At 32.8% G+C, this 19,731-nt stretch carries 32 protein-coding genes and 1 tRNA gene; 19 read left to right on the plus strand and 14 right to left on the minus strand.

What is annotated here, in order from left to right; translation table 11 throughout:
- The first annotated feature begins 1 nt into the window (after position 1).
- Complete coding sequence (locus Nisw_RS00415; RefSeq protein ID WP_141975522.1) at positions 2-1,357, plus strand: pyridoxal phosphate-dependent aminotransferase; 1,356 nt, start codon at positions 2-4, stop codon at positions 1,355-1,357.
- On the opposite strand, the gene Nisw_RS00420 is transcribed toward Nisw_RS00415, so the two are convergent.
- Complete coding sequence (locus Nisw_RS00420; RefSeq protein ID WP_255430787.1) at positions 1,340-1,909, minus strand: hypothetical protein; 570 nt, start codon at positions 1,907-1,909, stop codon at positions 1,340-1,342. The genes Nisw_RS00415 and Nisw_RS00420 overlap by 18 nt on opposite strands.
- A gap of 184 nt (positions 1,910-2,093) precedes the next feature.
- Here Nisw_RS00420 and Nisw_RS00425 point away from each other — a divergent pair, with 184 nt between their 5' ends.
- On the plus strand, positions 2,094-2,783 hold the full coding sequence (locus tag Nisw_RS00425) for an A24 family peptidase C-terminal domain-containing protein (protein WP_141975526.1): 690 nt from the start codon (positions 2,094-2,096) through the stop codon (positions 2,781-2,783).
- A gap of 9 nt (positions 2,784-2,792) precedes the next feature.
- Here the strand turns inward: Nisw_RS00425 and Nisw_RS00430 are convergent, their stop codons facing one another.
- On the minus strand, positions 2,793-4,016 hold the full coding sequence (locus Nisw_RS00430; RefSeq protein ID WP_141975528.1) for a TIGR00300 family protein: 1,224 nt from the start codon (positions 4,014-4,016) through the stop codon (positions 2,793-2,795).
- Positions 4,017-4,072: 56 nt separating this feature from the next.
- Positions 4,073-4,420 (minus strand): hypothetical protein, encoded by a 348-nt coding sequence (locus tag Nisw_RS00435; RefSeq protein ID WP_048069751.1) that lies wholly within the window; start codon positions 4,418-4,420, stop codon positions 4,073-4,075.
- Between the two features lie 125 nt (positions 4,421-4,545).
- On the opposite strand from Nisw_RS00435, the gene Nisw_RS00440 reads away from it, so the two are divergent.
- On the plus strand, positions 4,546-4,797 hold the full coding sequence (locus Nisw_RS00440) for a hypothetical protein (RefSeq protein WP_255430788.1): 252 nt from the start codon (positions 4,546-4,548) through the stop codon (positions 4,795-4,797).
- Here the strand turns inward: Nisw_RS00440 and Nisw_RS00445 are convergent.
- Both Nisw_RS00445 and Nisw_RS00450 read right to left on the minus strand, forming a co-directional pair.
- The gene (locus Nisw_RS00445; protein ID WP_141975532.1) at positions 4,794-5,018 is read right to left on the minus strand and encodes a hydrolase; all 225 of its coding nucleotides are present in this window, start codon (positions 5,016-5,018) and stop codon (positions 4,794-4,796) included. The genes Nisw_RS00440 and Nisw_RS00445 overlap by 4 nt on opposite strands.
- The gene (locus Nisw_RS00450) at positions 5,018-5,551 is read right to left on the minus strand and encodes an HD family hydrolase (protein ID WP_141975534.1); all 534 of its coding nucleotides are present in this window, start codon (positions 5,549-5,551) and stop codon (positions 5,018-5,020) included. The genes Nisw_RS00445 and Nisw_RS00450 overlap by 1 nt, the downstream gene beginning before the upstream one ends.
- A gap of 78 nt (positions 5,552-5,629) precedes the next feature.
- Between Nisw_RS00450 and Nisw_RS00455 the strand changes: the two genes are divergently transcribed.
- Positions 5,630-6,166, plus strand: a complete 537-nt coding sequence (locus Nisw_RS00455; RefSeq protein WP_141975536.1) for a cob(I)yrinic acid a,c-diamide adenosyltransferase — start codon at positions 5,630-5,632, stop codon at positions 6,164-6,166.
- A 43-nt stretch (positions 6,167-6,209) separates the two neighbouring features.
- Positions 6,210-6,283, plus strand: a tRNA-Phe gene (locus Nisw_RS00460).
- 51 nt (positions 6,284-6,334) lie between these two features.
- On the opposite strand, the gene Nisw_RS00465 is transcribed toward Nisw_RS00460, so the two are convergent.
- The gene (locus Nisw_RS00465; protein ID WP_141975538.1) at positions 6,335-6,625 is read right to left on the minus strand and encodes a hypothetical protein; all 291 of its coding nucleotides are present in this window, start codon (positions 6,623-6,625) and stop codon (positions 6,335-6,337) included.
- A gap of 245 nt (positions 6,626-6,870) precedes the next feature.
- Between Nisw_RS00465 and Nisw_RS00470 the strand changes: the two genes are divergently transcribed.
- The 4 genes from Nisw_RS00470 to Nisw_RS00485 are packed head-to-tail and all read left to right on the plus strand — an operon-like array spanning position 6,871 to position 8,104.
- Positions 6,871-7,173: a hypothetical protein gene (locus Nisw_RS00470; protein WP_141975540.1), complete on the plus strand. Its 303-nt coding sequence runs from the start codon at positions 6,871-6,873 to the stop codon at positions 7,171-7,173.
- Positions 7,174-7,207: 34 nt separating this feature from the next.
- Positions 7,208-7,447 (plus strand): hypothetical protein, encoded by a 240-nt coding sequence (locus Nisw_RS00475; RefSeq protein ID WP_141975542.1) that lies wholly within the window; start codon positions 7,208-7,210, stop codon positions 7,445-7,447.
- A complete protein-coding gene (locus tag Nisw_RS00480) occupies positions 7,441-7,659 on the plus strand; it encodes an Lrp/AsnC ligand binding domain-containing protein (RefSeq protein ID WP_141975544.1) in 219 nt (72 codons plus the stop codon). Before Nisw_RS00475 ends, Nisw_RS00480 begins: the two co-directional genes overlap by 7 nt.
- 34 nt (positions 7,660-7,693) lie before the next feature.
- Complete coding sequence (locus Nisw_RS00485) at positions 7,694-8,104, plus strand: VOC family protein (RefSeq protein WP_141975546.1); 411 nt, start codon at positions 7,694-7,696, stop codon at positions 8,102-8,104.
- On the opposite strand, the gene Nisw_RS00490 is transcribed toward Nisw_RS00485, so the two are convergent.
- Both Nisw_RS00490 and Nisw_RS00495 read right to left on the minus strand, forming a co-directional pair.
- On the minus strand, positions 8,101-8,487 hold the full coding sequence (locus Nisw_RS00490; protein WP_141975548.1) for a hypothetical protein: 387 nt from the start codon (positions 8,485-8,487) through the stop codon (positions 8,101-8,103). The two genes, Nisw_RS00485 and Nisw_RS00490, sit on opposite strands and share 4 nt — an antisense overlap.
- Positions 8,488-8,546: 59 nt before the next feature.
- On the minus strand, positions 8,547-8,918 hold the full coding sequence (locus Nisw_RS00495; protein ID WP_141975550.1) for a hypothetical protein: 372 nt from the start codon (positions 8,916-8,918) through the stop codon (positions 8,547-8,549).
- A 138-nt stretch (positions 8,919-9,056) separates the two neighbouring features.
- Between Nisw_RS00495 and Nisw_RS08995 the strand changes: the two genes are divergently transcribed.
- Positions 9,057-9,203 carry a hypothetical protein gene (locus Nisw_RS08995; protein WP_185736630.1) on the plus strand — a complete coding sequence of 49 codons (147 nt, stop codon included), beginning with the start codon at positions 9,057-9,059 and terminating at the stop codon, positions 9,201-9,203.
- Positions 9,204-9,217: 14 nt separating this feature from the next.
- Here the strand turns inward: Nisw_RS08995 and Nisw_RS00500 are convergent, their stop codons facing one another.
- Positions 9,218-10,009 carry an adenylate/guanylate cyclase domain-containing protein gene (locus tag Nisw_RS00500; RefSeq protein ID WP_141975552.1) on the minus strand — a complete coding sequence of 264 codons (792 nt, stop codon included), beginning with the start codon at positions 10,007-10,009 and terminating at the stop codon, positions 9,218-9,220.
- A gap of 9 nt (positions 10,010-10,018) precedes the next feature.
- Positions 10,019-10,141: a hypothetical protein gene (locus Nisw_RS09345; RefSeq protein ID WP_255430789.1), complete on the minus strand. Its 123-nt coding sequence runs from the start codon at positions 10,139-10,141 to the stop codon at positions 10,019-10,021.
- Positions 10,142-10,212: 71 nt separating this feature from the next.
- Here Nisw_RS09345 and Nisw_RS00505 point away from each other — a divergent pair, with 71 nt between their 5' ends.
- Positions 10,213-11,052 carry a hypothetical protein gene (locus Nisw_RS00505; RefSeq protein ID WP_141978415.1) on the plus strand — a complete coding sequence of 280 codons (840 nt, stop codon included), beginning with the start codon at positions 10,213-10,215 and terminating at the stop codon, positions 11,050-11,052.
- 182 nt (positions 11,053-11,234) lie between these two features.
- Positions 11,235-12,443 (plus strand): threonine ammonia-lyase, encoded by a 1,209-nt coding sequence (ilvA, locus tag Nisw_RS00510; protein WP_141975553.1) that lies wholly within the window; start codon positions 11,235-11,237, stop codon positions 12,441-12,443.
- Here the strand turns inward: ilvA and purE are convergent, their stop codons facing one another.
- Positions 12,444-13,019 carry a 5-(carboxyamino)imidazole ribonucleotide mutase gene (purE, locus tag Nisw_RS00515; protein WP_141975555.1) on the minus strand — a complete coding sequence of 192 codons (576 nt, stop codon included), beginning with the start codon at positions 13,017-13,019 and terminating at the stop codon, positions 12,444-12,446. It lies immediately after the preceding gene.
- A 106-nt stretch (positions 13,020-13,125) separates the two neighbouring features.
- Here purE and Nisw_RS00520 point away from each other — a divergent pair, with 106 nt between their 5' ends.
- The 4 genes from Nisw_RS00520 to Nisw_RS00535 all read left to right on the plus strand — a co-directional run bounded on the left by Nisw_RS00520 (position 13,126) and on the right by Nisw_RS00535 (position 15,802).
- The gene (locus Nisw_RS00520) at positions 13,126-14,268 is read left to right on the plus strand and encodes a 5-(carboxyamino)imidazole ribonucleotide synthase (protein WP_141975557.1); all 1,143 of its coding nucleotides are present in this window, start codon (positions 13,126-13,128) and stop codon (positions 14,266-14,268) included.
- Between the two features lie 34 nt (positions 14,269-14,302).
- Entirely contained in the window at positions 14,303-14,692 is a 390-nt protein-coding gene (locus Nisw_RS00525) for a hypothetical protein (protein ID WP_141975559.1), read from the plus strand.
- A gap of 138 nt (positions 14,693-14,830) precedes the next feature.
- Complete coding sequence (locus Nisw_RS00530; RefSeq protein WP_141975561.1) at positions 14,831-15,097, plus strand: iron-containing alcohol dehydrogenase; 267 nt, start codon at positions 14,831-14,833, stop codon at positions 15,095-15,097.
- 36 nt (positions 15,098-15,133) lie between these two features.
- On the plus strand, positions 15,134-15,802 hold the full coding sequence (locus tag Nisw_RS00535) for a nucleotidyltransferase family protein (protein ID WP_141975563.1): 669 nt from the start codon (positions 15,134-15,136) through the stop codon (positions 15,800-15,802).
- 9 nt (positions 15,803-15,811) lie between these two features.
- Here Nisw_RS00535 and Nisw_RS09000 read toward each other — a convergent pair whose 3' ends face one another.
- On the minus strand, positions 15,812-15,961 hold the full coding sequence (locus tag Nisw_RS09000) for a hypothetical protein (RefSeq protein WP_185736691.1): 150 nt from the start codon (positions 15,959-15,961) through the stop codon (positions 15,812-15,814).
- A gap of 99 nt (positions 15,962-16,060) precedes the next feature.
- On the opposite strand from Nisw_RS09000, the gene Nisw_RS00540 reads away from it, so the two are divergent.
- From Nisw_RS00540 to Nisw_RS00550, 3 genes are read left to right on the plus strand one after another with little or no spacing between them, the layout of a single operon-like run.
- Positions 16,061-17,023 (plus strand): LLM class flavin-dependent oxidoreductase, encoded by a 963-nt coding sequence (locus Nisw_RS00540; protein WP_185736631.1) that lies wholly within the window; start codon positions 16,061-16,063, stop codon positions 17,021-17,023.
- A 6-nt stretch (positions 17,024-17,029) separates the two neighbouring features.
- On the plus strand, positions 17,030-18,139 hold the full coding sequence (locus Nisw_RS00545) for a thiolase family protein (RefSeq protein ID WP_141975565.1): 1,110 nt from the start codon (positions 17,030-17,032) through the stop codon (positions 18,137-18,139).
- Positions 18,136-18,444 carry a hypothetical protein gene (locus Nisw_RS00550; protein WP_141975567.1) on the plus strand — a complete coding sequence of 103 codons (309 nt, stop codon included), beginning with the start codon at positions 18,136-18,138 and terminating at the stop codon, positions 18,442-18,444. The genes Nisw_RS00545 and Nisw_RS00550 overlap by 4 nt, the downstream gene beginning before the upstream one ends.
- On the opposite strand, the gene Nisw_RS00555 is transcribed toward Nisw_RS00550, so the two are convergent.
- Both Nisw_RS00555 and Nisw_RS00560 read right to left on the minus strand, forming a co-directional pair.
- On the minus strand, positions 18,437-19,264 hold the full coding sequence (locus tag Nisw_RS00555; RefSeq protein ID WP_141975568.1) for a hypothetical protein: 828 nt from the start codon (positions 19,262-19,264) through the stop codon (positions 18,437-18,439). The genes Nisw_RS00550 and Nisw_RS00555 overlap by 8 nt on opposite strands.
- 40 nt (positions 19,265-19,304) lie before the next feature.
- Complete coding sequence (locus Nisw_RS00560; RefSeq protein WP_141975570.1) at positions 19,305-19,505, minus strand: hypothetical protein; 201 nt, start codon at positions 19,503-19,505, stop codon at positions 19,305-19,307.
- Positions 19,506-19,731 lie beyond the last annotated feature (226 nt).

Genomic DNA, 19,731 nt, shown 5'->3' on the forward strand with positions numbered 1-19,731 from the left:
GTTGAAATTTATCGTTGATCAACAAGTTGAAGATATTGAAATGCCTGAAAATCTGAAACTAAACACGTTTCTTCAGGAATTTCATTCTGATTGTCCTCACAAAGAATGTGGATTTGGATTCTATGGATTTGCATTTGGACAATCTCCATTTCCTGTCCCTCAAATTATTCAAGATACATTAATCAAAAATGTTCACAAAGGCGAATATGCTGCAGTTTCTGGAATCCCTGAACTTCGAAATGCAATATCAAAATACAATAAACATTATTTCGGAATAGATGTAATTCCTAACAGAATATACGTTGGGCCTGGAACAAAAGAATTAATCTTTAATCTTTTAGAAATTTTACATGGTACTGTAATTCTACCTACTCCTGCTTGGCTTGGATATCTACCACAAATCCGATTCTTGAAAAAGAACTATCATATGCTTCCAACAAGAGCAAACAAGAAAATTTCTCCAGCTGATTTACGAAAACTTGCACTAAGATTACAAGACCGACAAAAAATATTGATTTTAAACAACCCTCACAATCCTACAGGATTACTATATGATAAACTGGAACTAGAAGAAATTGCAGATGTTTGCAGAGAACAAAATATCACAGTAATTTCTGATGAAATTTACGCCCAAACTTGTTATGATTTTTCAAAGTTTGTTAGTATGGGTAAGATTTACCCTGAAGGGACGTTTGTAACTAATGGATTATCAAAATCTCATGCAGCTGGTGGATATCGTTTAGGTTATGTAATTTTTCCACAACATGCAATAGAACTCAAAGATCAATTCAAAAAAATTCTTGCAACAGAATACACTGCTGTTTCTACACCTATTCAACATGCTGCAGTGGCAGGATTTGAGATTAGCTCAGAAATTGATGAGTATTTTGAAGTCACAAGAAACATTCATCAAATTATGGGTGAATACACTTATCATGAATTATCTGCCATTGAGGGTGTAAAAGCAACAAAACCCGATGCAACATTTTACTTGTTAGCTGATTTTAATGCATATTCCCCAGAATTGCAAAAAGCAAAAATTTCTACGTCACAAAAACTATCTGAAGCATTAATTGTCCACCCCTACCACACTGCAATTGTAGGTGGAGATAGTTTGGTTCTAGAAAGAACTGATTTTAGTGCCCGAATAGCATTTGTTGATTACAATGGTGCAGCAGTATACAAAAATTATCTGGAAAATAAGCCAAAAACTAGTTCAGAGCGAACCCAGTTTGTAAAAGACAATGCCCCAAAAATTGTTTTAGGAATTAAAATGATTGAACAATTCTTTGAAGATCTAAAGAAAAATAATCTACATGAATTAAATGCTAAAAAAAGTTCAATGATTACTAGTTAGTTTTTTACTAATTTTTTCATATTCTTCAAATGAAATTTCTCCTTTAGCAAGTCTTAATTGAAGTATATCTATAGGATTTGTCCTAATAACTGGACGGATAATTTTGTTCTTGATATAGTCTGTATTAATTGAAATTTGTCTTGTATTGTGATTTACTTTTCTCTTTATACCGTACACTGCACCAAACAGTATTCCTAGCCCTCCGATTGCTAATACCATTTGTGCTATTTCTGAATTGTTTGGTTGTGATGTCTCTTGATGAACTAGTGTTGCATCGGCCTCCTGTATGAGTTCTTTTTTGAGAATTGTATCTATCATAGAATTCTCATCATTAGTTATTCCCACTGCTTCTTCTATACTGATATTTGGATAATTCCTATCAAACCATGACTTGTATGTTGGTTCATTATAATATCTGTCCAAGTAATATTGTTGATCTTTATCTGGATCAACAAAATTTGCTATTGTAGTTTCTCCATGTACATCATACATTGGAACTAGAATTATTGTGAAAACTCCAAACAAAAATGCAGTTTGTATTGTCTTTTTCAACAATGATGTTTAGTCATTTTTTCTTTTAAAAGACGCGTACCATTTTTTCATAGGAAAAGATAGTAAATTTTATTAAAATTGGAAATTGATAGATGTAGAGAAAATTTGCACATGTGTAGAAATAATTCTTTATTTTTTTTGAGAATTTTTTTAACAAATACTGATTATTTTAAGGCGATTCAGGTTGGAAGGAATTTCTGACCTATTTTTAATCCGAATTGGATTGGCATTATTCATGTTAGTTGTTGGAGGTTTTTTTGATATTTGGAAAAGAGAGGTGCATGATTATGTTTGGATTATTTTTGGTTCTGCAGGGGCGGTATTGTTACTTTTTGAACCATTTCAAATGAATGCTCTTTACTCTACACTATTTGCATTGATTATTGCCCCGATTTCAATAATAATTTGGAGAATGGGATTGTTTGGAGGGGCTGATGCTTTTGCCCTGATTGCATTGGCCATAATTGCCCCTCAAATGACATTTAGTGAAAACATGGTCACACCATTCACAACATTATCAAACGCAGCAGTACTGTTCATAGTACCACTATTGGTAAATCTTGTGCACAATATTATTTCTAAACTTCGAGGAGAGGATATTTTTGAAGGATTTGAAGAATCAATACACAAAAAAATTTTGGCGTCTTTGTTAGGATATAGATCAAAAAATCCAAAACATGGATTTTTGATTGAAAAAACTGAGGGTCATGTTAAAAAAATAGTTCTATCACTTCATCATGTTGATAATGAAAATTTTTCCCAAGAATCAAACACATGGATAACTCCTGGAATCCCATATTTGTTAATGATTGCCGGAGGATTTTTAATTCAATTAGCATATGGAGATCTCATTTTAACTAGTTTAGGTATTTGATTTTTAATATTATTTCTTTTTTCTAATTTGTTGTGCAACCATGGGCAAGAATGCTCCCACGTCTGAAACAATTCCTAATGCTTGCCATGTACCTCTATCCATAAGTTTTGTAACTGTTGGTTGATTGATGTCTACAACAATCACTTTAACATTTGCTGGAAGCATATTTCCTGTTGCAATAGAATGAAGCATGGTTGAAATCATAATCACCATACTTGCATCTTTTAGAACTTTCTTGTATTCTCTTTGTGCTTGTGCAACATCCGTAATTACATCGGGTAATGGACCATCATCTCTAATGGATCCTGCTAGTACAAATGGAACCTTATTTTTTACACATTCATACATTATTCCCTTGGTAAGTTTTTTTGTTTTTACCATATTTGCAATAGAACCTGCTTTGAAGACAGAATTGATTGCATCCATGTGGTTTCTATGGCCGTGATATGCCAATGTTGCATCTTTTACATTCATTCCTAACGATGTACCTATAGTAGCATACTCTATATCGTGAACGGCTAAAGCGTTACCTGCCAAAACCCCGTCAATGTATCCTGATCTAATTAATTCTGATACTGCATCGGATGCTCCAGTATGGACTATTGCCGGACCTCCAACAATGACAATTTTTCCACCTTTCTTTTTTGTATTGTAAATATCATCTGCAACTTTCTTTGCAATGTGTTGAGTTGGTCTCTCACTAGAACTTGAACTTCCCATAAACTCAAAGACATTAGAGCCTTCTCTTGGTCTCTCTGGTGGATTGATCTTAACTCCTCCTTCACCTACAATTATCTGATCACCTTTTTTGACATCTCTTACTGGAACACAAAATGCTCTATCACCTTTTACAACAATACATTTGTCCATCATCATATTTTCTACCTGAATCCATTTTCCTTTATGGAAAACTTGAGTGTGATTATTTGTTGTGCTGTAAAAATTATCTGGCATCACATTATTTTTTGGAGATTTTTTTAGAGTAATCTCTTTTTGTATTTTTGATACTGCACCTTCTCTGTAAACAGTCTGTAAAATTTCATCCAAATGTTTTTGATTTTTGCCTTTGACTAATAATCTGGCATATGATTGATCTTTTTTTCTTTTACCAATATTGATTTCTTGTACTTGAAATTCTCCTTGTAAGTCCATAATTTTATCAAAGATCTTAGTCAAAATCAGCGAATCAATCAGATGTCCACTAACTTCGATCTCTTGTGAAAATTTACTCATTTTACTATTCTCTACACAATCATAACTAAAGCTTTACGTTTTTTTTGAGGCTAGAATTAAACTGGAAGAATTACTTTTCCCTCAAATTTTGGAATGTTGTCTGATTCAAATGCTTTTTCCAATCTTTCTTTTTGTTCCTTTGTTACTCCTTGTACTATGGTTTTTGATGCACCGCTATTGTCAACTAGTGCAAGAATGTATCCACTATTATCAGTTAAAACAAAACCTGCAGATTCATCAACAAATGCATACAGATTTTCTTCACCTACTGGTTTCCAAACATTTGATTTTGTATCTGTTAAAGCTAATGCAGGCATTGCTTTACCATCGGTTAATTTATTGAGGTATTCTCTAGCATCTGCCACTCTTTTTTGACCAAGTTTTAGTGCTTGAAAATACTGCATGTATGACAAATTATCTGATTGTTATAAAAACAATATTACCTCAAAAGATAGTTATACAATATTATTCTAAAAATCACATGCCTCTTACAAATAATGTAATAATAAAATTAAATGAAATTACTACTATGGTTGAAGATAAATCAAATTTATCTGAATCTGAAGTTGATGAAATAAAATCAATATTCAAAGAACTGGTTGAAAGTGGAGAGAGATATGATGTGGATGAAATTGAGTTTTGGTTTGAAAACGAAGGTAGTTGGAAAACTAGAGCCCCTAGAATAAGAATTGCAAATCTCTCAAATTACATTCAAGACAAATACCAGCAAACAGCCCACTTGAGAATAATTTCAGATGATGACTGTAGTTGTGGACATTAAGTCTCTAATTGCTCTAATAATCTACCAACAATTTTTGCATTTTCTTCTCTCTCATTCATAATTTCATTTAATCTGATTTCATTTTTTTCTTCTTTTGTTATTATTTCAAAATACTCTTCATCTAAATCGCTATTAGCTTGTAATCTTTTGATTACTTCAAACAAGATTCCAATTACTTGTTTTTGTGCATCAATTAATTCATCTTTTTCTATCTCTGACATTAATTTTCATCAACTATCTTTGTAAATAATTCTTTTAATTTAGGATGAGTTATGTTTGATTTTGCGGATTCCAAGAATATTTCTAACTTTTCTTTAGAATATCCTTGTGATTGGTATATTTTTGCTTGAAGTGCCATCTCTAATTTGTCAATTTGATGCACTATTTGACTTTCAATGGAATCGTTTTCCTGATACTCTTTCCAAATTTCAGTATATTTTGTCATCAGTGATTCAGGTAGAGTTTTAACAATTTTTTCAAATGCAGAGTTTTCTAATTTTTGTTTTTCTTGAATATTCATTTTATCTGGAACAATATCTCCTACCTTTGATTCTGCTAAATCATGTAGTAAAACCATTTTTAGAATTTTTTCAAAATTCAAATTTTCTAAATCAGAAATCATCATTCCTATTATTGCCATTGAAAAAGTATGATCTGCAACAGATTCTGGTTTTTCAATGGATAATTTGTCAATCCATCCTTGACGTGAAATGTTTTTTAGATTTGCGGCAATTTCCAAAAAATCTTCTGACATGATAATATTTCATATATTCTCCTAAAGAGTTTTGAGATTTTCGAACAACATAATAGTTGAAACAGACTCTACTATTTTATGAAAATATACACCAAAACAGGTGATGATGGAAATACCGGTCTTCAAGGGGATTTACGTATCTCAAAATCCCACCCAAGAATATTTGCATATGGTGCAGTAGATGAAGCAAACGCTTCATTGGGAATTGTTTTGGCAAATCAATTAGATCAAGACATTTCTGACATTCTTACAAAAATTCAAAATGATTTATTTGTGGTTGGTGCTGATCTGTCAAATCCAAATCTTAACGATGTGAAAAATAGAGTAACATTGGAAATGATTCAGGAATTGGAACAAAATATCGATAGATTTGAATCAGAATTACCTCCATTGACTAATTTCATATTGCCTGGAGGTTCAATTTCTGCATCGCAATTACATTTCACAAGAACCGTTGTACGTAGAGCTGAAACATGGACTGTACAACTTGCCGAAAAAGATGAAATTAATTCAAATTGCATCATTTACCTTAATCGCTTATCTGATCTATTTTTTGTCATGGGACGGCTAATCAATAAAAGAAATAACAAAGAAGACATTATTTGGAAAACCTAAAAAGACACACTTTAATTCCTCAATGAAATTATTTTTTTTAAGTGCCGTGGTAGCTCAGCCTGGGAGAGCACTCGGCTGAAGACCGGGCTGTCGCGCGTTCAAATCCCGCCCGCGGCACTGTATACCATTTTAAAAAATAGGGGATGTTTTTGATTATTTTTCAAAAACTCATAATGCATCTACTAAATTATAGAAGCTTTTTCCAGAGGCTGATTTCTCGGAGACACATTTTACTGGTCCTAATGAATTCCCATTATTGACGTCAGCACGCAATTTTTCATTGCTGAATTTTTTTACAATTGCCACTCGGGTTGTATGAAATTTATTTACAAAATTCCCTTCAATCTCAAAAGTTTCTTTAGTTGTAATCTTCACTCCTTTTGTGACTAATTCACCTTGTGTATAATCTGAATCCTCAATGAACGTTATTGTAAAAGCTTTGTCGCCAATTTTTGCCAAGCTGACTGAATCGCCTACAGTTGCATAATCTGCTAGTGTTGCTATCTTGTTTCACCTCCCATCCATTTATCAAAAAGTTATTTTTTGATAAATTGAACTCAGAGTAAATTATTGACTTGGATGGCTAGTTTGATCTACTTTTTTCTAGAAAAAATTAACTGATCGGAGAATTCTGGATAATTTTTCTAAAAAATCAATTCTACAAAATCTTTAAAAATAAGGCGACCTCTAGATTTTCGACATTCATGGCTGAAAAAAAATCTACAAAGAAAACCGCAAAATCAAAAGATACTGAGGCTAAATCAACAAAATCAAAGACAACTACAAAAGCCACAAAAACCAAGGCTAAATCAACAAAATCAAAGACAACTACAAAAGCCACAAAAACCAAGGCTAAATCAACAAAATCAAAGAGTAAAAAAGATGAACCTGTAGGAGATCTAGGAATAGTCATAGTAGATGATGATATTGAAATTGATCAAGAAAAAGTCAATGAAGAAAGACGTGCCTATCTAGAAGAGGCAAGGTCTCAGGAAGCATTTGACTAGGAATCTTTATTCGATTCGATAACGTAGTACTTGTATGCGTGCATTATGTCTAATCACCGTAAAACCTGGTAAGGTTGACTCTGTTGTTCAAATTCTAAAAAAGAAGCGTAAGGTAGTCAAACAAATCATGGTTGTTACAGGTAGAGCAGACATTAGTGTTATCTTACAAGGAGGAATTGATGATATCAATAACATGGTGATTGATTTTAAAAAAATCAAAGATATTGTAACTACTGAAACCCTGATTGAAGTGGAGGTTAATTTGGGATGGTAAGGGCCATTATATTGGTGAAATCTCCAAAAAAATTAATTGCTGCTAGATTGCGCAAGGTCACTTCAGTATCTGATTCATTTCCTACTAGCGGTCAATTTGATGCAGTAGCAATCATAGATGTTAAACAACTCTCTGAAATCAAAGAAGTGGCCAATCAGATTCAAAAAATCAATGGAGTTGAACGAACTGAAACCATGGTTGAAGTTCAATGACAATTAATTTAAACAACTTCGAGGTAGACCTTCTGTGAATATCAAAAAAGTCGGAAATGTGATTTTGGCCGTAAAAGACCTAGACAAATCAATTAAGTTCTATAATGAAATTATTGGCCTCCCAATAAAAAATCAAAGAAGAACTTGGGTAGATTTGGGCACTTCTGGAGCTTTATTGAGTCTTCATCCTGCTTCATTAACTGAACAGCATGGAAATGCTCTTGAAAGTGGAATCACAATCGGTTTTCTAGTTGGAGATGTAAAATCTGCAGTTGAAGAACTAAGGGAGAAGGGAGTTAAAATTCATCGTGAAATTGTCGAAAAAGATGCAGGAAAAAATGCTGTAATTTCTGACCCTGATGATTACTTGATTTCCTTGTTTGAACCAAGTTTCTCAGATAAAGCTGAACAAACTGGTGGATACCACGGATTTACACCTGCTTAGATCATCTTCTTTATTGAAGAAATAATTTTCTCTAAGCCTTTTTCTTTTCTATTGATTGAAACATAATATGTGATGTCATTTTTTTGCAAAAGAACAATTGTTACTTTTTGATGTTGTAATATTACATGTTCTAGTTTTCCGACAGTTGTGGCAGTATTTTTTCTCAATGACATCAGTGTTGAAATTATGAAAAACTCGTTTTTTACTTGCTCGGATTTTAACAAGGGTTTAAGATTTGGTTGAACAATTCCTGCCAAGGTTCTACCATAAAGATTGATCACTCCAGCATATCTTACACTCTTTGAAACTTGAAGAATCTTTTGACATTGTTTTCGATACTTTACAATAGTGTCTTTCCATTTTTCTGCAGGAGTTTTAACCATACTAAAAATTGGTTTTGGAATTAATAAAGATACTTGTCTTAAAAATTATCAGTAATTTTTCAATCTTGTTTTTTGGATTCTTTTTCTAATTTTTTCTTTAATTCTGTATTTTCTTTTAGTAGTTTATCATTTTCTGCTTGAAGTGTTTGAACAGAATTTTGTCTAGTGTATAATGGATGTCCAGGAGGGACTACTTGATTTCCAGTCAATAGTCCTGCAGCATATTGTTGATACATGTGTTGAAATCCTTGAAGTTTCTGGCTGACTGTTTCAACATCTCGTGAGAATTGCTCTTTTACAGGATTTGTATTAATTCCAAACATTGGGTGCTTTAATCCAGGTGGCAATCTAGGGAATTGTAGTGCCACATGAGGAATGTTTGGATTCAAACCATAAAGGTCTCGTAGGTGTTTATCTACTAGATTTTCCACGAATCTTGTTTTATTTGGCTATATTTCTGCCTTGCTTTAGGCATTTGATATACGGTTTAGTGAAATCTGAGTCATTTTTGCTCAATTTGAGCTGATCGCAGATCTATATACCGTACCAGTTTTTGATCGCTGATACGCATGACAGAAACGAAAAAAACATGTCTCAGATGCAAAAAAGACATCGCAGAACAAGATCTACATAAGATAGTGATCTATGTTGTTCAAGAAAAATTTACAGAACATCATTATGAACATGTAGAATGTCCTGATAAATTTACTGTATAATCAAAACTTGTGTTTTATCCTTTAAACTCATAAACTTTGTAAATTTCGCCAGTCACTCTGGAACGATATTTCCATTCATCTTTTTTCCAAACAACTTCTACAAAATCTCTTTGAAAGTTTGGATGTAGTCTTTGATAAACATCATTTCCAATTAGAATTTGATTAGGTTTTGCCATATTCTGAATTTTAGCTGCAATATTCATTGCAGGACCCATAAGATCTACTTGAGATTGTTGTTCGTCTGCCCCGTATCTTACAACAATATTTTGCCCAAAATCAACTCCAACCTTTACCATTAGATCTGGGTAATCGTATTGATTCAAGATAGGGTTGATTCCTTTTTGTATCACAGAAATCATAGATTTTGCACAATTCACTGCATTGTCTGATGCAAGTAAACCATTACTTTGTGCGTCAAAATATCCGATGACTGCATCACCTACAAATTTTAAGACGTATCCTTCATACTGTCTGATTACTGCTGCCATCTCTTGTGCAAAAGAACTAATAATTATTGCAATCTTTTCTTCAGGCATCTCTAATGTCATGGTGGTAGAACCCACTAAATCAACATAAATTACAACTAAATCTAATTTTGAAAATACATTTTTTCTCAAGAATTTGTCCGAATCGTTAGCAACTCCTGAATATTGATAACCTTTTTTCAACGCCCCCCAAACTCGTTTTTGAGTTTCTAAAATCATTGATTCTGAATCTAATGTTTTTTCAGGTGCTGAACTGAGCAACATATCTACAACTTTGTCTTGACTAGAATCTGATTTTTTTTCTATATTGTTTTCTGCCATGTTTTTCTCCTATTCTAAGGGAAATTCCTGCCCACATTGAGCACATTTTCCTCTTTTTCCCCTATATCCATCATGATAGTATTCTACAATTTCACCTTCACAGTCATTACAGGTAAAACTAGAATCTTCCATGCCTAGAATTCCTCGATTACATATTTAGATATTGATGAAGGTTTAAGGCGAGCAATAATTTGGTAAATCTTGTGCGTTTAGGAACAAGATCTCCAAATGAGTTCATTAAACTCTTGAATAAAAAAAATGAAGATATTCAAAAATCATTTTTATCAAAAATTACAGACATGACAAAAATGATCGATGTCAAGGTTATGTTGGGAGATGCTACCGTTTCTGAACAAAAAACATTTGATCCAAAATTAATAATGGATTATTTTCGAAATATCGGCAAAAATCTAAAAGATTGGTCTATTCAAGATGTAACAATATCAAACAATGAAGATACCCGAAGAATTTTCATGAAGTTTGAAGTAATGGAGGGCAATTATCTAATTTCAGGACATGTCTCAATACAATTTCATGTGTTGTTATATTACAAACCTGTTCAAAGAGTAATTGATTGTCAAAAAGAACTATCTGAAATTATCGATATGACAAAAAACAAAGAAGAGGAGTTTTCTAATAACAGTGATCAATATGTTTTAGATAAATTAAAAGAAATGGGTTACAAGGATTTTGATCATCAAAAACTCTTTGAAGTGTTTTATGAAAATGATGAATTTAGAGAAAAAGTATTTTCTGAAATCGAGAAACAATCTGGAGTAGATTTTCAAAAATTATCTGAAAAAAAGACTCAACTGTTTAACGAATTAGATTCTCTTTTAATTGAAACATATCAAACAACACCCACATTAATTGATGATTCAAAACTGGTTACTGGTGAAGAAGGATGTTTATGTACATTTGATTTGGAATTTATAAAAAATAATACAAGGGAGGGGTTATTTGATCCTAGAAAAATGTCTGATTCTACAAAAGAAAACATTGTAAAGAGATTAGATGATTTTGCAACTATAATTAATTCATAAATTAAGATCAAGGAACCAGATATGAGAAAATTTCTCATAGGGGAATCTGATTCCTCGATATGATTTAAGCAGGATTTTTTAACTATTTAGCACTTGCTAGAAATTTACGCATAAAATTTGACTAAAAAAATAATTTTTGTATAGAAGAAGTCAAATACATCGTTTTCTTAGCAACATTTCCAATGGACCCAACATTTGATGAGATAAAAAAAGCAAACTCTATGCGGGGAGATGAAATTAAGAAAACTCCTTTGATTCATTCACCAACTTTTAGTGAGATTACAAAATCTGATGTTTATCTGAAAGCAGAGTTTAGACAAAAAACTGGTTCATTTAAAATTCGTGGTGCTTACTACAAAATCAAATCGCTGTCAGATGATGAAAAGAAACATGGTGTGGTTGCAGCATCTGCAGGAAATCATGCACAAGGAGTTGCATTAGCTTCTGCTCTTGAAGAAATTCCTTGTACTATTGTTATGCCAAAAAATGCTTCACCTGCCAAAGTTGCTGCAACAAAGGGTTATGGTGCAAACGTTATCTTGGAAGGCATAAACTATGATGAGTCTTCTGCTAAAGCAAAAGAAATAGCAAAAGAAACAGGAGCAACTATGATACATGCTTTTGATGATCCACAAATTATTGCTGCTCAAGGAGTAATTGGTTTGGAGATACTAGATGATTTGCCAGATGTTGAAGAAGTTTATCTTCCAATAGGAGGAGGAGGATTGGCAGCAGGTACTTTAATTGCAATAAAAGAGAAAAACCCAAAAATCAGGGTTATCGGGGTACAGTCAAGATCTTTTCCATCAATGTATGAGTCAGTTAAACAAGGTGCAATAACTGCAAGTGGCGGTGCAAGAACAATTGCAGATGGTATATCTGTAAAAGTTCCAGGACAACTGACATTTAATGTAATTAATGAACTAATGGATGAGATTGTTCTAGTAGATGATACTGAAATTACAAAAGCAATGTTTTTGCTAATGGAAAGAATGAAGTTTGTAGTAGAACCAGCTGGCGCTGCAAGTTTAGCATATCTAATTTCAAAGAAACCTGCACCTGGAAAGAAAGTAGTTGCAGTGTTGGCAGGTGGAAACGTAGACATGTATCTATTAGGTCAGATTGTAGACAAAGGCCTAGCTGCTATGGGTAGGTTGTTAAAACTATCAATATTGCTACCTGACAGACCTGGCGCTTTCAAAGAAATTGTAGACGAGATTACCCTTGCCAATGCCAATATTGTAGAAGTAGTTCATGACAGATTGAGTTCAAATGTCAGTGCAGGCTCTGCTGCCGTTACTATGAATCTAGAAACTCAAGGGAAAGAACAAGCAGATGGACTAATTCAAGCATTACAAAAGAAAAATGTTCAATTTAGATTATTGACATAATTATTTGAATTTCTTTTTTGTAAATTCTGTTAATCCTTGTTTTTTCATTTGTTCAGATTCTTTTAGAACGGATTTATGTTGATCTGATTTGTGCTGTTTGAGTTTCTTTTGTAATTCTGGAAATTCGTTTGCAAGTATTTTCATTGCATATATTGCTGCATTTCCAGCTTTGTTAACTCCCACTGAAACAACAGGTGAACCAGAGGGCATTTCGGTGATGGACAACAATGAATCCAATCCTCCAAAGGCAGAAAATTTTGCTGTGTCTGTTTTCTTTGGATGTTTATCATTATAGACCAGTATTGGAACCCCGATTACTGGGATAACTGTGTGTGATGCTATCATGCCAGGAAGATGTGCTGCACCTCCAGCTCCTGCAATGATTATTTTGAATCCCATCTTTTCAGCATGTTGTGCATACTCTGCTAATCTTGAAGGAGTTCTATGTGCAGAAATAATTTGATCTTCATGTTTGACTTTAAATTCATCAAATATTTCTGCAGCACCTTTCATAATTCTACTATCAGAACTTGATCCCATAATTATTCCAACAAGAGGTTTTTTTGAATATGTCATAATATTAGAAAAAACTAGAGAGTAATTAACAATAACTATTACAAGAAATCATTGAACTATTAGAAACATCATTAGCTATTTTTATTCGAAAAATATGAGGTAGATAATGGCAAAGATTCTGGGAATTATTGGCGGAGGTCAACTTGGAATGATGATAGCAGAGGCTGCAAAAAAGATGCCTGAAGAGGTATCAAAAATCATTGTGTTAGATCCGACTGAAAACTGTCCTGCAGCTCAAGTTGGTGCCGAGCAAATTATTGCAGATTTCAAAGACAAAGATGCCATAGTTGCACTATCTGAAAAATCAGATATCATCACATATGAAATAGAATCAGGAGATAGTCAAGTACTAAAATCTGTTGAAAAGAATGCAGAGATCAATCCATCTCCAGAAACACTACATACAATTCAAGACAAATTTTTACAAAAAACTTTTCTTAAAGAACACAACATTCCAGTTCCGGAATTTATAGAAATTTCAGATATTGACGACGTTAAAGAAGGTTTGAAAAAATTTGGATATCCCGCATTACTAAAAGCAAGACGAGATGCATATGATGGACGAGGTAATTTTAAAATCGATTCAGAGGAAATGATCCAAATAGCTTATGATTACTTTAAAGGTCAAAAATTAATGTTAGAGAAATTTGTGCCATTTAAAATGGAAGTATCTGTAATTGCAGCTAGAAATACCAAAGGTGAAATCAAAACATTTCCACTAGTGGAAAACATTCATGAAGAAAATATTTTACGTGAGACAATTGCTCCCGCAAGAGTTTCTGAAGAAGTAACAAAAAATGCAGAAAAAATTGCTAGTCAAACTATGGATGTTCTCAAAGGAGCAGGGGTATTTGGAATTGAAATGTTTGTTACTCAAGATGATCAAATTGTAATTAATGAGATTGCCCCAAGAGTACATAATTCAGGACATCATACTTTACAATCAAGTGAAACCTCTCAATTTGAACAACATTTACGTGCAATTTTGGGATTAGAACTTGGCAGTACCAAACTTTTACATCCTACTATTATGTACAATATACTTGGAACAAAAACCTTTGAAGGTGAATACAAGCCATTAGAAATTCCTGATGAAAATCTATTTTTGAAAATGTATGGGAAGAAAATTTCAAAACCTATGAGAAAATTAGGTCATTTTAACCTCATTGCAACTGATAACGAATCAATTAATGATCTATTAGTGAAATTAGAATCCATAAAACCTAGGGCAGTAGTTCAATCAGCCTAACTAAGTTTATTAATTGTGAGAGAAAAAAATCATCATGGCATTAACTGCAGCATTAATTATTACGGGAATTGCAATAGGATTACTTCTAATTTATGCTGCTGATGTGGCAGTTGCAATGTCTTCAGATAGTGATTATGGGTTTTTGCCTCTTGATCATATGCAAAGAGGCATAGGTTTAGGAGCACCTGCATTGATTTTGCCAATAATTGCATTTTTCATATCTCTTAAGGAATCATCTAAAGGATTAGGCATCATGATAATCATTACAGGTATTTTGATCATTATTGGAGGAATTGTAGTAATGGTAAATCCTGCACCTGCATCTGAAACTTCGGACAGGGATCCTATGGCTTCAATGGCTATGATGTTAGTTCCCGCAATTATCCAGTTAGCATTAGGCGGAATCAAAATAGCAAAATCATAATCCGAATTATTATGCCAATTTGTGCAAAATGTAGTAATGATGTAAAGAAAGTATATGATTGCGATCATACAGATTATGAAGATTATTGTGTAGAATGTTATACTGAACTGCACTATTACATGACAGAAAGTGAAAATAATGCTAACTGACCGAGAAATAGCCATTTATGCTCTGGGAAAAACAGAAGGAGTTCATTCGATAGCTGAAACTTTAGGAAAAGGTCTGGATGATGAAAAATACATTGAATCTTGGAATAAAACTATGAAGTTACTAGGAATTGAACTATCCTTAAAAGAATTAGAAAAAATTTACAAGGAATTTGCTGAGAAGATGGAGCAAGTAGTGGATAACTCAGAATCAAAAAATAAAGACAGTATGGGTAAGAAAACTCAAAAAATAAAATAGAAAATTTTGATATACTCTAAAAATTAGACGAATACATTGAAAGCAATAATTTTGGCGGGTGGACGTGGAAAAAGACTAAAACCAGTAACAGATTATGTTCCAAAACCTCTTGTCCCAATAAAGAATATTCCAATAATAGAGTGGCAAATAAGATATCTGAAAAAATTTGGAATCAATGAAGTTATCATTTGTACAGGGTATAAAACAGAAATGATTGAAAACCATTTGAATATGAAAGATATTGGAATCAAAATAAAATTTTCAATTGAAAAATCACCGTTAGGCACTGGAGGAGCTATCAAGAAAGCAGGAAAGATGATTAAAGAAAAATCTTTTTTTGTATTAAATGGAGATACAATTACAAACATTGATTTAAAAAAACTGGAAAAAAAGAAAAATGCAATTGCATCTATAGAGTTGAGAACAAAGTATGGAATTTTGGAAACTAATGCCGACAAGATTTTAAATTTTAGAGAGAAAAAAGAAATCTCGGACACCTGGATGAATGCGGGAATTTACCATCTAGAAAAAACAATTCTAAAAGAACTTCCAGATAAAGGAGATATTGAAAAAACAGTTTTTCCAAAATATGCCAAAAAAGGCATTTTAAATACAGTCAAATTCAAAAATTCAAAATGGTATTCTGTAGATTCATTCAAAGATATGGAAGAATGCGCATTAGAAATAGAGAAAATAATAAAATAGATTTTTGATTTATGCACCAGTTCTGTGCAGTGTTACCATCATGTATGCTACCTCTTCAACAAAGGGCTCATCTTTACTGGCAGATGCATATTTTGTGGCATCATCCCAAAATGTAGATTCTTGTGATGGTTTTTGTGCAAATATTTGTTCGCTCAACATTTCATAGTTTACAGATTTTTGGATAATATGACGCCTCAAGGAAAATTAACCTAATGCTAAAAGAGATACACTAGAATATCCAATTAATCTAGATAATTCATGCGTATTGCATGCAGTTTAGGCTCAATGCTTTCAATAAATGAAGTTCTAAATTGTGCTGAAAAGATAGCAAAAACCAATTCAGATGCAATTTGGGTGCCTGAAACATGGGGAATGGAGAATTTCTCAATGCTAAGTGCCGTATCTAGCAGGACATCTGCCCAAAAAATTGGTTCATCAATAATTAACATCTATTCTCGCAGCCCAGCAGCAATTGCCATGGGTGCAGTTACTGTAGATACCTTATCTGAAGGAAGGTTGATTCTAGGCCTTGGAACTAGTAGCCTGCCAATTGTAGAAACTTTTCATGGATATGAATTTGAAAAACCATTACAAAGAATGAAGGAATATGTGGAAATAATCAAACTGATAACTTCTGGAAAACCAATTAATTATTCTGGAAATATTTTCAATTTGAAAAATTTTACATTATTGATCAAACCTCAAAGAGAATCAATTCCAATATACATTGCAGCAGTTAATCAAAAAATGGTTGATTTGACATGGGAAATTGGAGACGGTGTGATTTTTTATCTTAGGCCAAAAAATGAAATGAAAGAAACAATTCAAAAAATGCAATCAAAAAGAAAAATTGATGTCACGTGTCAAATAATCACTTGTGTTTCAGAAAATTCAGATGAAGCAATAGAACGTGCAAAAAAAACACTATCATTTTACATATCTGTTGGTAAAATATATAGAGAATTTTTAGCAGAAAATGGATTTGAAAATGAAACATCAAACATATTTGAAGAGTTTAAAAAATCAGGTTTTGCATCTAATCATGAATTGGTATCGGATTCGATGCTGAAAGAACTAACTATCTGTGGAACTCCTGAAGACTGTAAAAAACAACTTGATAGTTTTAGACAAACAGGAATTGATTTGCCAATAATACAATTTAATCCTGTAGGAGACACTATGAAATCTTTTGAACTATTACAAAAAACATTTTTGGATTAGATAAACATGAACAAGGTAGGAATTGCAGCATATGGAATCACTCCATTTACAAAAGAAGACAAAAAAATAGAAACAGTACTTTTTGAATCTGCCAAAAACCTTTTTGAGAACAATCTCAATATACAAAAAGACGAGATAGATGCAGTACTTGTATCCACAAATAACAATTCAAAATATTTAGCTCCTGTTTTGTCTGAAACCCTTGAAATTCAACCAAAAACTGCTCATTCTATAGAGAATTTGTGTAATTCAGGTACCAATTCCATAGTTTCGGCATATTCGTACATTGCCTCAGGCTTGGCAGACATGGTATTGGTAAGTGGTGCTGAAAGATATGATAGTCCTGGTCAGATTTTAGAGTGGGATAATTCTAGAGGAGAATTTAAACATCCAATATTTTGGGCATCAATTTTTACGAGTTCCTATAAACGCAAATTCTCTGTAACTGATGAAGAACTGGCAATGGTTTCAGTGAAAAATCACAAACAAGCTCAAAATAATCCAAACGCACTTTCAAAAAAAATGTATTCTGTTCAAGATGTTATAAATTCCAAAAAAATCACCAAAGATATCCGATTGCTTGATTGTTCAAGATCATGTACTGGAAGTGCATCAATTATCTTGGCATCAGAAAACATTATGAAAAAAATTACTGAACAACCAATCTGGATTTCTGGAATAGGACAAAAAACAATTTCTGCAGGATTTACAAAAAATGAATCATTTTATTCTATGGAATCAACCAAAACAGCAACTCATGCAGCATTACAGATGGCAGATAAAAAAATTCAAGACGTTGATGTAGCAGAAGTACATGATGCCTTTTCTGTATGTGAGCCAATGGCCTTAGAAGCACTTGGATTATCTAATCCGGGCAAAGGCTCGATGCTGGTCAAAGAACTTTATGAGACAAATAATCTTAAGATTAATCCCCGTGGAGGACTGATAGGGTGTGGACACCCACTTGGAGCAACAGGAATTGCACAAACAATTGAAATCACACAACAATTACAACACAATGCAAAAAATAGACAAGTAGAAAATGCAAATGTCGGCCTAGTTCACAACATGTCAGCCGCAGCAACATCTTCAACAATTTTGGTGTTAGAAAAATGAGTTTTGAGTCAGAGCTTTCCAAAGGGAATTTTTTGATTCCTGAGTGTACTGTTTGTAAGAAAATCGTATGGCCTCCTACGGAATTTTGCAGTAAATGTATGGCCAAAACATCCTTGAAGGAAGGGGATTTCAAAGGTAAAATAATTGAATTTTCTAGTCAAAATGAAGATTATTTTTGCATTGTGGATATTGAAAATTCATTTAAAATTATGGCAAAAATGTCTACTGAGCCTCATATTGATCAAATAGTAAAAATCTCAAAATGTGGAATTGAAAAAGGCAACTACTATTTTGAGATTAATTAAATCGGGTATAGATGTAAGGGGTTTCAGTAGTTTGATCAAATGTCCAAACAGTTGGAAGAGAAACTGTATCTAACACTTGTAAATCATGATTTTGGATTAATGAACTCCATCCGCCGTCCGTCAAGTTTCCAGACAAATGTCGTTTTGAATGAGTTCCTGCAAACACTAATCCTGTAGATGTTTTGAGTTGTTCAAGTGATTTTATTTTATCAATTATACTTGTTGCCAACACATCCCCTCCCATTTGAGGTAAACCTCCAATGAAAAATACAGGATGTTTTAATTGAAATTTTGAATAATCGCATTCCAGTGCATCCTCACAATGTGGATCAAAATTTTGATTTGTTTCTTTACAGATTAATTTCTGTAATTCTACAAGACCATCATCGATTTCAATACTGTGTGGTGTGAATCCCAAAACTTTTCCACAAAAAGCTATTCGTCCATCTCCTGAACCAATATCTACCAATTCCTCATAGCCCAATTTTTTTGCAATTAATACCATCAAATATGCAGAGATCATCCAAGTAGGATAAAATGGCTGACAACTTGTACCATGTTTGATACTGTTTAACCAATAATCGTTAATGTCACCTTCGTAAATCACACAATCAGTACCCAAAATTTTTTCTTCAAAAGAATTGGAGTAAATGGGGTTTTTTTCTGCAAATTCATGAAGAGATTTCAAATGTTTTTCTTCAAATGGAAATTTCTCAGAACTAGAGGCAGGCAATAGCTCCTGAATATGGGCATTTCCAGAATAATTTTTGGCAAAATCCCGTTTAATTAAAACAAGGTTTTGAATAATCTCATCAAACATGAATTTTGTAAAAACAAGGGTTTGATAAACTCATTGTAGTTTAAGATGATTTATTGGATGAAAGGTAAGCAATTTCTTGTTCAACTTTTTTTAGTTGATCAACAGTAGTGGTTTGTAATGTTTCAATTTCTTCAAGTTCGTTTTCTAAAGGATCCATTACTAATTGAAATTCTAATTGTTTTAGCGTGTTTAGGTAAAAATCGCGCTGTTCAAGTAGTTTTTCAATTATGATTTCAGACATAAATTATTTGAAATCTTGTTGTATTTAGATAAAGTGTTTGAAAATTTATGAAATATCGAATTTTAGTAAGATGAATCATCATTTTGACAATCATCACAAGGACAATGCCAATGGCACTGAAGATTTTGGCGTTGTTTCAAATCTTTTTTCTTTTGTACCATAATCCACATTTTTTCTCAAGGCTAATATTGTTTTACCCACATTCCTTCGCTAGTATTGTCAATCA

The sequence above is a fragment of the Candidatus Nitrosopumilus sp. SW genome, assembly GCF_006740685.1.
Classification (GTDB): Archaea; Thermoproteota; Nitrososphaeria; order Nitrososphaerales; family Nitrosopumilaceae; genus Nitrosopumilus.

Bases quoted from the DNA above. Each gene is read 5' to 3' on its own strand.
- Nisw_RS00480 (WP_141975544.1), top strand. From the start codon at position 7,441: ATGGTAAGGGCCATTATATTGGTGAAATCTCCAAAAAAATTAATTGCT.
- Nisw_RS00470 (WP_141975540.1), top strand. From the start codon at position 6,871: ATGGCTGAAAAAAAATCTACAAAGAAAACCGCAAAATCAAAAGATACT.
- Nisw_RS00525 (WP_141975559.1), top strand. From the start codon at position 14,303: ATGGCATTAACTGCAGCATTAATTATTACGGGAATTGCAATAGGATTA.
- Nisw_RS00540 (WP_185736631.1), top strand. From the start codon at position 16,061: ATGCGTATTGCATGCAGTTTAGGCTCAATGCTTTCAATAAATGAAGTT.
- Nisw_RS09000 (WP_185736691.1), bottom strand. From the start codon at position 15,961: ATGTTGAGCGAACAAATATTTGCACAAAAACCATCACAAGAATCTACA.
- Nisw_RS00440 (WP_255430788.1), top strand. From the start codon at position 4,546: ATGGTTGAAGATAAATCAAATTTATCTGAATCTGAAGTTGATGAAATA.
- Nisw_RS00520 (WP_141975557.1), top strand. From the start codon at position 13,126: ATGGCAAAGATTCTGGGAATTATTGGCGGAGGTCAACTTGGAATGATG.
- Nisw_RS00445 (WP_141975532.1), bottom strand. From the start codon at position 5,018: ATGTCAGAGATAGAAAAAGATGAATTAATTGATGCACAAAAACAAGTA.
- Nisw_RS00550 (WP_141975567.1), top strand. From the start codon at position 18,136: ATGAGTTTTGAGTCAGAGCTTTCCAAAGGGAATTTTTTGATTCCTGAG.
- Nisw_RS00530 (WP_141975561.1), top strand. From the start codon at position 14,831: ATGCTAACTGACCGAGAAATAGCCATTTATGCTCTGGGAAAAACAGAA.
- Nisw_RS00490 (WP_141975548.1), bottom strand. From the start codon at position 8,487: ATGGTTAAAACTCCTGCAGAAAAATGGAAAGACACTATTGTAAAGTAT.
- purE (WP_141975555.1), bottom strand. From the start codon at position 13,019: ATGACATATTCAAAAAAACCTCTTGTTGGAATAATTATGGGATCAAGT.
- Nisw_RS09345 (WP_255430789.1), bottom strand. From the start codon at position 10,141: ATGGAAGATTCTAGTTTTACCTGTAATGACTGTGAAGGTGAAATTGTA.
- Nisw_RS00560 (WP_141975570.1), bottom strand. From the start codon at position 19,505: ATGTCTGAAATCATAATTGAAAAACTACTTGAACAGCGCGATTTTTAC.
- Nisw_RS00455 (WP_141975536.1), top strand. From the start codon at position 5,630: ATGAAAATATACACCAAAACAGGTGATGATGGAAATACCGGTCTTCAA.
- Nisw_RS00555 (WP_141975568.1), bottom strand. From the start codon at position 19,264: ATGTTTGATGAGATTATTCAAAACCTTGTTTTAATTAAACGGGATTTT.
- Nisw_RS00450 (WP_141975534.1), bottom strand. From the start codon at position 5,551: ATGTCAGAAGATTTTTTGGAAATTGCCGCAAATCTAAAAAACATTTCA.
- Nisw_RS00475 (WP_141975542.1), top strand. From the start codon at position 7,208: ATGCGTGCATTATGTCTAATCACCGTAAAACCTGGTAAGGTTGACTCT.
- Nisw_RS00545 (WP_141975565.1), top strand. From the start codon at position 17,030: ATGAACAAGGTAGGAATTGCAGCATATGGAATCACTCCATTTACAAAA.
- Nisw_RS00430 (WP_141975528.1), bottom strand. From the start codon at position 4,016: ATGAGTAAATTTTCACAAGAGATCGAAGTTAGTGGACATCTGATTGAT.
- Nisw_RS00435 (WP_048069751.1), bottom strand. From the start codon at position 4,420: ATGCAGTATTTTCAAGCACTAAAACTTGGTCAAAAAAGAGTGGCAGAT.
- Nisw_RS08995 (WP_185736630.1), top strand. From the start codon at position 9,057: ATGACAGAAACGAAAAAAACATGTCTCAGATGCAAAAAAGACATCGCA.
- Nisw_RS00500 (WP_141975552.1), bottom strand. From the start codon at position 10,009: ATGGCAGAAAACAATATAGAAAAAAAATCAGATTCTAGTCAAGACAAA.
- ilvA (WP_141975553.1), top strand. From the start codon at position 11,235: ATGGACCCAACATTTGATGAGATAAAAAAAGCAAACTCTATGCGGGGA.